Origin of the sequence: Chryseobacterium sp. S0630 (assembly GCF_024158915.1) — a bacterium.
Classification (GTDB): Bacteria; Bacteroidota; Bacteroidia; order Flavobacteriales; family Weeksellaceae; genus Chryseobacterium.
The window spans coordinates 1-12,162 of record NZ_JAMZGF010000049.1; the positions used below are offsets into that span (position 1 = coordinate 1).

Here is a 12,162-nt window from a genome sequence, read left to right on the forward strand (position 1 = left end):
GAAGTAAGGACAGTATTGGATAACTGACAATTATTTTTAAACCCTAACTGTCAGATTAAGTCGTGGCTATTACAAATTAGCAGCACCTGCTTTTACAGTCGCTGTTTCTGCTTTTTTAGTTTCTTCTTTTTTAGCTTTTTCCCAGCCATCTTCAGGCATTAGGGTTGCTACAATTCTTCCTTTTGTAAGATATTTTTTCGCAACATTCTGAAGATCTTTTACCGTAAGTGCTTTTACTTTATCCTGATAATTTAAGATATCATACTTGTCACTTCCATCTAACTGGTTCTTAGCAATGGCGTTCATCCAGAACATATTATCTTTAAGTTCTGTTTTGTTGTCATTGTATTCTCCTTCTTTATATTTATCCAGGTCTTTTTGTTCAGGACCATTATCGATAAGCTTCTGAAGCTCTGCAATAGCACTTTTAGTCAGCTTCTCAGCATTTTCCGGACCACAAGGGAAATTAATACCGAAACTATACGTTCCGTAAGGTATTTTATTCATTCCTCCTCTGGCACCACCTCCATAGATACCACTTTCATCTTCTCTCAGCTTTTCGATAACTTTAATAGTAGCCACCTCTCCAAGTGCTGATAATGCTAAAGCTTCTTTTTCATTGTAAGGAGCTTCTCCGCTGTAAGAGATAGATACCATACTCTTAGGATCTTTTCCTTTTTTATACACTTTACTATAATCTCCGGTCATCGTTCTGTACCCTGTATCTTTATACATTGCTGCTTTTCCGGATGATGGCAGACTTGCAATATATTGCAGCACTTCGTCTTTAAATTTGGCTTCGTCTATGTTTCCTACAAAATAGAACTGGAAGTTTCCTGCATTGGCAAATTTATCTTTATAGATATCGTAAGCTTTTTTATAGTCTGTATTGGCCCAATCTTTCTCCATTGGGAATACCCCAATAAATCTAGGGTTCTTCTGGTTCATGAATTTTGCATGCTCATTAGAGAAGTAAGCCTGAGGATTAGACAACAGGTTATTCAGCATTGCAGATTGCTTTTCTTTATAAGCATTAAAGGAAGCAGGATTATAATTTAAGCTTGTAAAATAAGCATACATAAGCTCCATAGCAGTTCCTAAATCCTTTTGTGTAGTTCTTCCGGAAACGCCTTCAAAAAGAGAAGTTACCATAGGATTTACGTTCACTTGTTTACCGGCAAGATAATTGGTAAGATCTGCTTTTGAGAATCCTCCTACTCCAGCTTCTGTTAATGCTGAGAAAGCAAACTGAGTTTTATTGTAATCAGCATCAGGGATAAGAGAGCTTCCTCCTAAGCTTCTTGCTGTAAATACGATTTCGTCGTCTTTAAAATCTGTTTTTTTGAAAGTAACTTTCGCTCCGTTACTTAAAGTCCACGTTGTTGTTCCTAACTTGGCATCTGTTTCAGTTTTAGCAATTTTCCCTTCAGATTTGAATGGCTTCACCAGATTTTTGATCGTTGCTTTTTCTTCGTAAGGCTTAAGATCTGCCATTTTTACAGCATCAAATGTATTCAGAACCATTGCTTCTGTAGGCATGGTTACATTATCTTTTTTAGGCCCTGTAACCACAATTACCCTACTGTCATCTTTCACCATTTTCTTGATGATTTCATTGGTTTGTGCAAGCGTAACAGATGGCAAGAAAGCTTTGGTATCTTCATATTCCCATGCAATTCCCGGGATTGGTTCCTGCTCAAGGAAGTTTCTTACATACTCGTCTATCAGAATCTCACTTTCTGTTTTGTCTTTGTTATTATAAGATCTTTCAAGATTGGAAAGTACCTGAGATTTTGCTCTGTCTAGTTCAGACTGTGTAAATCCAAATCTTTTTGCTCTTTCCACCTCTTCCAATAGAACTTTCAACGCATTCAGCTGGTTTCCTTCTTTCACCATGGCAAATCCCTGGAACGCTTCTTTGCTTCTTGCATAAGTTCCTCCATGGTATACTGATCCGAAAGTGAAAGGTGGATTTGTAGAATTGATGAGTTCTCTCAACCTGTTATTTAACATTGTCGTTGAAAGATTTTCTACAAGGCTTTGATTGTACTGTTCTACTGTTACATCAGGTTTATAGGCATCAGCATCTTTCATAATAAACTGTACCATAGAATTGGTAGCATCTGGATCTGTTTCAATAGCTACCAAAGTTTCTTTATGATTCGGAAGATCAAAAGATTTTCTTTCTCTAGGTTTTGAAGGATTTTTATATTTGCTGAAATTATCCTTGATCTTCTTCTCAATTTCGTCTACATTGATGTCCCCTACTACTACAATTGCCATCAGATCCGGTCTGTACCAGTCCTGGTGGAATTTTCGGATAACATCTGGTTTGAAGTTTTCCAATACTTCTTTTTTACCGATTGGCAGTCTGTCTGCATACTGAGATTTATATAAAAGCTTGGGAAGATATTTATCCATCATCCTTTTATCAGCTCCAAGACCCAGTCTCAGCTCTTCCAATACAACTCCTCTTTCTTTATTGATCTGCTCATCGGAAAGCGTTGCATTAAATGCCCAGTCTTCCATTACTTTCAGTCCGGCATCCAGATTTCCTGGTTTATCTAATGGTACAGGAAGCATGTAAACCGTTTCGTCAAAGCTGGTATATGCATTAAGGTGTTGCCCGAATTTCACTCCGATAGACTGTAGAAAGTCTACTAATTTATTATCCGGAAAATTTTTGGTTCCGTTGAAGTTCATGTGCTCCATAAAGTGAGCCAATCCTCTTTGATTCTCATCTTCAAGAATAGATCCGGCATTGATTGCCAGACGGAAGTCTACTTTTTTCTCAGGTAATGTATTTTTTTTGATGTAGTACTTCATTCCGTTGGAAAGAGTACCAATTCGTACAGATGGATCCACTGGAATATTCTGTCCAAAGGCATTCGCAGACATCAGGAAAATGACGGCAAATGAAGATAATACTTTTTTCATGGTTATTTGATTTTATTTACAGTTTAAAACTAACATTTATTCACAAGGTGAAGAAATCATAAAATATTTTTTATAGTTAAATTTGAGTTAAAATTATTTATATACTAAAAAAACCGGGAATTTCCCGGTTTTTATCTCTTAAAAAGTATCTTATTATTTAAAATCAGCATCTGTAACTCCAGAGTTGATTACCACTTTTGTCGTTTTAATTGTCATTTTCTGACCTCCACCTTCAGCATCTACTTCAGCCGGGAACTGTATTCCATCAACTGCCATATAGCTTTTAATGGTTGCTTTACCTTCTCCTGCATCTGTCTTATACAAAAGTCCCGTTCCTGCATCGAAATAGAATTTTCCTTTGTCTGAAGACAATACATTATAATCTTTTCCGTCAAGTTTTTCTGTAGATACAGCCTGGAAATTAGAAGCATCAAATGCTAAAGCATCCATTGGTTTTCCTTTTTTAAGGTCAGCAATTTTATCAGCAGGAATATCTGTTTTTGTTCCCATCTGATCAAAATATCCTTTTTCACCGTCAAAAAGTTGTACCATTTCTTTCCCCATGAAAGATTGTACAGATTTGAATTTATTCCCTAATTTCTTAGTGGTCATTTGGATTTCCATTCCCTGTACAGCTACTGTGTTATCAGTAATGGTAGATTTTATAGCGTCCAGTTTATCTTTTCCACCTAGCGCTTTGAAATAATTATCAACAACCTCTTTAGGTGTAAGTTTTGATTTTACGGCTTCTGTTTTAGCAGATGCAGCCCCTTTTTTCTGAGCTGCTGCAGGCACTGAGAAAAGTACAGCGCAGAAAAACGGAATGATGATCTTTTTCATATTTATAATAAAGTTTAAAAAGTAAATATAGGAATATTGGCGGACATACAAATAAATAATGAGTAATGAGCAATTAGTAATGAATGATAATTGATAAATGATTGGTGATGATGATTGAGTAATCTTTAGAATGGATGGATAAAAAAAAACCGCCAAAAAATTGACGGTTTTCAAATATTTATATCTGAGTATAATTATTTCTTAAGTTCTTCTAAAAATTCGTCGTGAGAAATTTTAGTTTCTTTTTTGGTAGCTTTTTCAAGAATTACATCTTTCAATTTAGCCATTGCTACTTCAGAAGAAATTTGTCTTACCTGCTCCTGGTCTTTCAACATTTCAACAGCATATTTTTGGATTTCTTCATCCCCTAAGTGGTGGATTCCGTAGATAGCCAATTGGTTTTTCACCAACTGCTCAGCCTGAGCTAATACATCAGCATAGTCAAGGTTGATTTCGTTTTCAGTCATCAATTTACCTTCGATAATCTGATACTTTAATTGGTTTTTCTCAGCTTCAAGAATTTCTTTAGCCTGATCTTCAGACTGGATGTTCTGGTTAGAGAATAACAACCACTTCACAAGGAAAGATTCAGGAAGTTTTACTTCTTCTTTCTCTGTTACTTGCTCTAATACTTTATTCACGAAGTGAACATCAGCATTCTGTTGGAAATACTCGTCTAATTCAGTTTTTACTTTATCCTTAAGCTCATCTTCAGACTTAATGTTTCCTTCTCCGTATACTTTGTCGAATAGATCCTGGTTAAGTTCAGCTAAATCTAATGAATAGAAATCTTTTACTTTAACTTCTAGTTCATTGTGGTGTAGGTGCTCAACTTCTTCTTTGCCGAATCCTAATTCTTTAGCTAATTCTTCGTCACCTGCAAGAGTTTCTTTCGTTACTTTTACAGAACCTTCCATTTTCAAACCTTTTACCAATTTGAAAGCTTCTTTGTTTTCAGCAGTAATCGTAAGGTTTTTTGGGTGGTGGTGGTGCTCTCCTTCAGCATCTTCTTCCACAACCTGAGAAACTTCTAAAGCAATGTAAGAATCTTTAGTGATTTTATCTTGAGGAACCTGCTCAGCGAAACGCTTCTGCATGTTTTCAATGCTCTTACCGATTTCTTTATCAGAAGCTTCTACTTTGTAATGAGGAGCTTCATATTTAGCTAAATCTATAGTGAATTCAGGCTCAAATCCTACTTCGAAAGCAACTTCTAATTGATCAGCATTGTAATCGAATTCGTTTACTGGCTGAGGAACAGGCTGACCAACTAATCTTAGTTTGTTGTCATTAACATAGTTGTTTAAAGCATCAGAAACTTGTCTGTTGATTTCTTCAAATGCAATACCTGCTTCATATTGTTTTTTAACCATACTCAAAGGCACTTTCCCTTTTCTGAATCCAGGAACTTGCGCATTTTTAGCATAATTAATCAACTGCTTCTCTACTTTTTCTTTGTAGTCAGATTTTTCCAATGTTACTGTAAGCAATGCACTTACGTCATCATGGTTTTGTGCGGTAACCTTCATTATTGATTAAAATTTTAGGTTGCAAAAATATGAATTTTTTATGAAAAATACCCATTTAAAATCAACTTATAACGCCAAATATTGTTAAATAAAAAACCACCGGAGAATTCCGGTGGTTCAAACAAGATTAAAGGTATATTAATTAATAATATTATAGTTAGCCTGTGCATCTGTTTCTCCTCCTGTATGAGTTCCGTAAATCACTCCGTTTCCGCTGGCTGCAGAAGCTTCAGAAACCGTTACCGGCTCGTGGAACAATGTAAGAACCAGCTGGCTAGGGGCAGAGGCATTTTTCACAGCAGTATTTACTACCCATTTTGTTTTCAACCCAACACGGTTTCCGTCTCCTCTTGTAGAGCTGGCATCATCAGTACGGGTTAAAGTGATATCAGAGTTAGGAAAATTGTATACTAAGAAATGTTCATCTTTTGCATCTTTAATTTCCTGAGTAGCATCTTCATCTCCGTTTTTGAAAATAACCTCTACATTATAAGTATGTCCGTTGATCAATTTAACATTAGGATTCGTTGTGCTGTTTACCTGATAATCATATACAACCGGCGCTCCTCCGGCAGCATCTGTTACTCTTAAGAGAACATCTGAAAGTTCTTCCTGAGGAAGATCATCTGCTTCATCATCGCTTCTGTTACACGATGTTAAGCTTAAAGAAACAGCTAAGAATAAAAGTCCTAAGATAAGTGTTGTATTTTTAAAAATATTTTTCATGTTTTTGATTTTAAATAATTAAAATTGATATTTAAGAGTTAAAATAAAGTTTCTTCCCATTTCGTTGGAAAAGAAACGAAGTCTGTTCAGATAATCTCTGTAAGACGTATTGAATACATTTCGAACTGAAAAATCAATTCCGAAATTTTTAGACAGATTCACCCCTGTCTGAAGGTTCCAAAGGGAATATCCGTTTGGAGGTGTAGAAATATCCACTTCTTCATTATAAGGATTTCCATCTGAATCGAATAATCTGATCGGAACATTATAAACAGGAAATCTGGTCTGTTTCAGATATGTATTGTTACTTACGGTGAAATAGAAGTTTTTCCATTCTTTTTTATTGAATTCCAATGAATTATTAAAATTCGGAGGCATCATAAGAATAAGCGGTACATCATGGGTTGTATCCTGCCCATAAACATAAGAACCACTTCCTTTATAAGTCAGATTATCTGTGATCTTAAGTTGGGCATCAATATCCAATCCATACATTTTTGCATTGATCTGTTGATAGTTGTACACCACAAAAGCTCCGCCCCACTGGGTATTCTGATATCCTGTAGGAATCTGGTTGATAAAATTCTGAGTATAAAAGAAATATGGGTTTACGGAAATATTCAGCCCTTTTAAGACATTTGCTTTTACATCTGCCACCAAGTTAAACTGATTTCCGGTTTCGCTTTTCATTCTCATATCTCCTCTTTCAATAATAGCTGCAGAATGGTGAAGTCCGTCAGCAAAAAGCTCTGCAATATTCGGAGACCTTGAAACTCTGGCATAATTAAATTTCAGATTAAAATATTCGGAAGGATGATAAACAATTCCTCCGTTTACTGAAATATTATTATACGTTAACGATGGGTTGGTAAGAATTCTGTTTTGGTTTATTCTTACTACAAAATCTGAATAATCTGCCGCATAAAGCTTGTTCCAGTCGCTCAGATCATACCATTTTGTTACATCATAATGATCATAATCGTATCTTCCTCCCAATTCAAGATCCAGTTCGGGAGTAATTTTATATTTTAATACGGAATAAATTCCTGCATAATATCGGTCATAGTTCGGAACAAGACGTCTTGCTTCGGTTTGAGTATTGGAATAATTGTTCTGATATCCAGCATTAATTCCTGTTTCAAGATTCCAATTTCCTCTTTCTATCAGATGGTTTACATTCAGATCATTCGTTATCAGTTCAAGATCTAATGCCGGCTTTTTGCTCAAAGCTTCTGTACGTCTGATATCATATTCTTTTCTATGATTGTACTGGAAACTATAAGTAGCCGTGATTTTTCCAAAATTTTCAAACCTTTTGTAAGCCGAAACTTTAGCAATATGATGTTCGATTTCCTGTTTAGGATTATCAATATCATAGCTAAAATCTCTTTGATAGATTGGCTGTGGTGATGTAAGAGCGTTACGCAGATCTTCAGAGTTCCCTACGTGAGAACTTCTAAGAATCCCGACTGTGCTTTTCGTCAGATAATAATCAAAAGAAAAACCTTTTTCAAATGTCATTTTCTGCACCCCAAAATTAAATCCTGAACTCTCAAGACCGGTATTCATCAAGCCATATTCCGGAGCTTCAAGGTCGCCTAGTTTTTTATAGCTTCCATTGGTTTTTATACCCCAGCCATTTTCCCAGGTTTTTGCTAGTTTTACATTAAGATCAGCTCCTCTTCCGTTTGAAATTCCGGAAAGAGAAACACTTCCCATAATGGTATCTTTTTTAGGTAAAACCTGAGGCTGTAAAACAACAACTCCTCCTACAGCTCCTGCACCATACTTCAAGGCTGATGCGCCTTTTATCACGTCGATATGTTCAAAATTGTTGACATCTACATTGGGTGCATGCTCTACTCCCCATTCCTGTTCGGCAAGCTTTACCCCATCATTCATAATGGAAACCCTGCTTCCATAAAGTCCATGGATAATAGGTTTAGCAATATTATTTCCTGTTTTAAGAACGTTAACACCGGAAATATTAGTTAATAAATTCCCTAAGTTTTCGGTGACATTTCTTGAAAGCGTTGATTTATCAAGGGTTTTCACCACCATACTTCCATTGTTCTTATGACTACCATGAATAGTCACAGTTTCAATGTCTTTAATATGATGTTCCAGTGTAATCACCAGCTGAACATCCTGATCAACTCCTATATTTTCAGTATAATCATCACAATCAGGATGTTGTGCAATGAGTGTATACTTTCCTGCAGGAATTTTGTCAAAAGAAAATTTACCTTTCTTATTTGTTTTGGCTGTAAAGTTCCCGATTTTAATCACTGCATTTTCCAGCAATGTTTTATCATGGAAATCCTGAACGGTTCCCTCTACAGTATAAGTTTTTTGTGCACTTGTAAATACTGATCCACAAAAGATCAGCAGCAGGCAATATATCAATTTCATTGTAAATAGATTGATTGCGCACCCATTTCATCAGGGTACATTTTCGTTAAAATTTGTGGGAAGGGTTAGTTTTGATGGTACAATGTATTCCTGGTAAGAAGTTAGGAGCTGGAAAATAGTAATTGAACATTCTTAAATATCAATTACAGATTATCAGTTGTTTTCCCAACAACTTTAAACCTTAACCTTTAAACATTGAATTTGAAGTAGTAAACATTGAACTTTAAAGTACAAAACTTTAAACCCTATAGAATCTATGAATTATGCAAGTGCGGGCGGTCCCCGAAGCTGAAAAGTGAATTTGGTCTGTGACCAGATTTTCTCCTGGATGGCGATGATTTGTTTTACTTCATGGCTGTAATGCTCAAAAGTAAAATTGAATTCTTCAGGAGCTAATGTATGTCCGGTAACCAAAAAGTGGCAGGCCAGACAGTCGCCAGCTTTCTCTTTAGTAACAGCTTTCGTCATCGTATTCTCTACTTTTTTAAGATGAAAAGCCTTAAAATAGTCTACCGAATCGTGATGGTGAAAGCTTTGAGAAAGCAGCGCAAGGAAATATACTCCAAACAATAGCTTGGAGATAAAACTCTTTAGGTTTCTGCTTTCTTTAAAAATCATGGTTCAAAATTATGAAAATAATTTAATTGTTTCCTTAAACTTTTATTAAATTACTTAATGATTGTTGACAATAGGTAGAAATGAGTACAATTTTGTTACAAAAAAAATGCTTCATCTTATTGAGTTGATGAAGCATTTATATTTTAGTTTAATCCAGTTGTGTTCCAAGATATTCCCACTCCTGTAAAGCTGTATCCAGCTCTTCCTTAGCTTTATTGTATTGTTCTAAGGTTTCATCGGAAGGATTTTCTTTAGCAAAAGAAGCTTCCATTTGCTCTACTTTTGTTTCAAGCTCGGAAATTTTTTCTTCTACTTTTTTGATTTTATTCTGAATATTTTTTTGTTCTTTACTTACAATATTGGAAGATTGGCTGCTGGTTACTACAGGTTTTTCTTCTACTTTCTTAGGTTCTACCTTTACTTCACTGTGAAGTTTTGCCTTTTCTGCCGAAATTTCTCTGATGGTTTCCTTTTGTCTGTACTCAAGGTATTCGTTGATATCTCCAAGGAATTCTTTCATTTTCCCATCACGGAATTCGTAGATCTTATCACAAAGTCCCTGAAGGAATTCCCTGTCGTGCGAGATTACGATTAAAGTTCCTTCAAAATTCTGCAGTGCCAGCTTGATAATTTCCTTAGACTGGATATCCAAGTGGTTGGTAGGTTCGTCCATAATCAAAGTATTGAAAGGACGAAGTAGCAGTTTACAAAGTGCCAGACGGTTTCTTTCTCCTCCGGAAAGTACTTTTGTCTTTTTAGTAACAGCATCTCCCTGGAAAAGGAAAGATCCTAATAAATCTCTTACTCTTGGCCTTGTTTCTTCTGTTGCAGCATCTTCAGCTTCTTCCAAAACAGTTTTATTAGGTGTTAAAACCTCTTCCTGATTCTGAGCGAAATATCCGATATTGACATTGTGCCCAAGATTCCAGGCACCGGAATAATCTTTAATATCTCCTGCTAAAATTTTAGCCAACGTTGTTTTTCCCTGTCCGTTCTGTCCTAGAAGGGCAATTCTGTCTCCTCTCTGAACAATAAAGTCTACATCATCAAAAATCTGCTTCTGCCCGTAAGCTTTTCCAAGATTGATGGCTTCGAAGATCACTTTCCCCGGAACCATAGACTGTACGAAACGGATATTGAATTTTGAAACGTCTTCGTTATCAACTTCAATACGTTCGATTTTATCTAATTTTTTAATAAGTGACTGTGCGAAAGACGCTTTGGTAGCACTTGCACGGAACTTATTAATGTTGTCTTCCATTTGCTTGATCTCCGCATCCTGATTCTTTTTAGCCTGAATCAGTTTTTCACGGCGATCTTCTCTCATTACCAGATATTTTGAATAGTTGGCTTTATAGTCGTCAACTTTTCTGTTGTTGATATCAAAAGTACGGTTACACACCGCTGTCATAAACTGTTTATCGTGACTTACCAGAACAATAGCTCCCGGATAATCTTTCAGGAAGTTCTCCAGCCAGATGATGGATTCCATATCCAGGTGGTTGGTAGGCTCATCGAGAAGCATAATATCGTTCTTCTGAAGAAGTAATTTTGCCAATTCGATTCTCATTCTCCATCCTCCGGAAAATTCATCAGTGATTTTTTGGAAATCATCGGCTTTAAATCCTAAACCAAACAACACTTTTTCCATGTCACCTTCAAGATTGTAGGCATCATGGTTCATCAAAAGGTCATTCAGTTCGGTCATTTTATTAATCAGATCTGTATAAGAATCACTTTCGTAGTCTGTTCTCACAGTCATTTGGTGATTCACCTCTTCAAGCTCATTTTTCCAGGCATTGATCTGTTCGAAAGCCTGCATGGTTTCTGCCCACACTGTTCTTCCTTTTACGAAATCAAGATCCTGCTTCAGGAAACCAATGGTAACACTTCCTTCAGTCACCACTTCTCCTTCGTAGAAATTAATTTCTCCGGAAAGCATTTTCAATAAAGTGGATTTTCCTGCTCCATTTTTACCAACGAGACCTACTTTATCATCCTTTTTAATGGTGAAATTGACATTTTGAAATAAATAATTTCCTGAATGGTGTAATCCTAAACTTTGAACCGAAAGCATCTTAATTAATAATTAGTAATGAATAATGAATTTTCGGGTGCAAAAATACGGAAAAAGAAATGAATAGCCGAGAAATAAAAAAACTGCCCAAAACGGACAGCTTTTTCTCTTACGAAAACGGATTTCAGAAAAGGATTTATTTAATGAATATTGATAAGCTGTAATATTGACTGTCCTTCTGATACAGGAACTACCGGAGCTGCTCCGGGTGCGTTTGTAATACCATAAGTTCCGGGAATCATCTCTAAGTCATATTGTACATTCTTATCACTGAATATGAATTTACATCCCGGTGCCATTGTACGGTTGGTAACAGATCCTGAATTCATATTGGTCTGTGCAGCGAATAAAACTATATTTTCATTAGGCTGCATAGTCACCTGTCCCTGTGACATACAACTAAATGCACAGAATGGCTGAAACTCTCCGTTTACTTTTGCTGCAAGTCCAATGGTTATATTAGGTATACCCAGGAATCTGTCATTTCTTACTGTAATCATTCCTGCAGGAGCTGGTCCGTTTATCGAAAATGAACCATCCGGATGGAAAGTTACTGCTGTACCCAAGGGAATTTCCTCTGATAAAGCCTGCATCTGAATGGTTGAGTTTGGCTCAATAATTCCTTTATTATAAACATATACTTTATATTGGGGTTCACAATCAATTTCTATTGTACCAAAAACATCCATAAAGTTGATGGCAAACCAAGCCGGCACTCCTGTATTAAGCTGATCAAAACCTGTAGCTCCTTTATATCCCATAAGCTGGTAACCATTTTCCTGAAGATACTGTAAAATGGCTTTTTGTTCTTGTGATGTAAAATCAAAGTTAATTGTGTATAATGTAGTTCCTGATTTTTGAATGAGTGTCTTTTCCATTGTTTTAATCTTTGGTGTTCTTACTCTTTTTGATATTAGGCTTTTCAGAATACGCCTTTGCTCATATTATTTTCTGAAGCTTCGTGAAATGAGCAACTCAAAGTAACGGGAATTACTATTCAAAATTTACAGTAGAATGTACTAA

8 protein-coding genes are annotated in these 12,162 nt (G+C 36.0%); all 8 read right to left on the reverse strand.

Annotated elements, in window-relative coordinates:
• Positions 1-69: 69 nt before the first annotated feature.
• Complete coding sequence (locus NK356_RS18075; protein ID WP_253317649.1) at positions 70-2,937, reverse strand: pitrilysin family protein; 2,868 nt, start codon at positions 2,935-2,937, stop codon at positions 70-72.
• Between the two features lie 153 nt (positions 2,938-3,090).
• Positions 3,091-3,777 carry a hypothetical protein gene (locus NK356_RS18080; protein WP_034696849.1) on the reverse strand — a complete coding sequence of 229 codons (687 nt, stop codon included), beginning with the start codon at positions 3,775-3,777 and terminating at the stop codon, positions 3,091-3,093.
• A gap of 194 nt (positions 3,778-3,971) precedes the next feature.
• Positions 3,972-5,306: a trigger factor gene (locus NK356_RS18085; RefSeq protein ID WP_253317650.1), complete on the reverse strand. Its 1,335-nt coding sequence runs from the start codon at positions 5,304-5,306 to the stop codon at positions 3,972-3,974.
• Positions 5,307-5,444: 138 nt separating this feature from the next.
• Entirely contained in the window at positions 5,445-6,032 is a 588-nt protein-coding gene (locus NK356_RS18090; protein ID WP_253317651.1) for a hypothetical protein, read from the reverse strand.
• A gap of 18 nt (positions 6,033-6,050) precedes the next feature.
• The gene (locus NK356_RS18095; RefSeq protein WP_253317652.1) at positions 6,051-8,444 is read right to left on the reverse strand and encodes a TonB-dependent receptor; all 2,394 of its coding nucleotides are present in this window, start codon (positions 8,442-8,444) and stop codon (positions 6,051-6,053) included.
• A 261-nt stretch (positions 8,445-8,705) separates the two neighbouring features.
• On the reverse strand, positions 8,706-9,062 hold the full coding sequence (locus NK356_RS18100; RefSeq protein ID WP_034696841.1) for a hypothetical protein: 357 nt from the start codon (positions 9,060-9,062) through the stop codon (positions 8,706-8,708).
• A 148-nt stretch (positions 9,063-9,210) separates the two neighbouring features.
• On the reverse strand, positions 9,211-11,139 hold the full coding sequence (locus NK356_RS18105; RefSeq protein ID WP_034696839.1) for an ABC-F family ATP-binding cassette domain-containing protein: 1,929 nt from the start codon (positions 11,137-11,139) through the stop codon (positions 9,211-9,213).
• A gap of 140 nt (positions 11,140-11,279) precedes the next feature.
• The gene (locus NK356_RS18110; protein WP_034696837.1) at positions 11,280-12,017 is read right to left on the reverse strand and encodes a hypothetical protein; all 738 of its coding nucleotides are present in this window, start codon (positions 12,015-12,017) and stop codon (positions 11,280-11,282) included.
• Between the last annotated feature and the right edge of the window lie 145 nt (positions 12,018-12,162).

Bases quoted from the DNA above. Each gene is read 5' to 3' on its own strand.
- NK356_RS18075 (WP_253317649.1), bottom strand. From the start codon at position 2,937: ATGAAAAAAGTATTATCTTCATTTGCCGTCATTTTCCTGATGTCTGCG.
- NK356_RS18080 (WP_034696849.1), bottom strand. From the start codon at position 3,777: ATGAAAAAGATCATCATTCCGTTTTTCTGCGCTGTACTTTTCTCAGTG.
- NK356_RS18085 (WP_253317650.1), bottom strand. From the start codon at position 5,306: ATGAAGGTTACCGCACAAAACCATGATGACGTAAGTGCATTGCTTACA.
- NK356_RS18090 (WP_253317651.1), bottom strand. From the start codon at position 6,032: ATGAAAAATATTTTTAAAAATACAACACTTATCTTAGGACTTTTATTC.
- NK356_RS18095 (WP_253317652.1), bottom strand. From the start codon at position 8,444: ATGAAATTGATATATTGCCTGCTGCTGATCTTTTGTGGATCAGTATTT.
- NK356_RS18100 (WP_034696841.1), bottom strand. From the start codon at position 9,062: ATGATTTTTAAAGAAAGCAGAAACCTAAAGAGTTTTATCTCCAAGCTA.
- NK356_RS18105 (WP_034696839.1), bottom strand. From the start codon at position 11,139: ATGCTTTCGGTTCAAAGTTTAGGATTACACCATTCAGGAAATTATTTA.
- NK356_RS18110 (WP_034696837.1), bottom strand. From the start codon at position 12,017: ATGGAAAAGACACTCATTCAAAAATCAGGAACTACATTATACACAATT.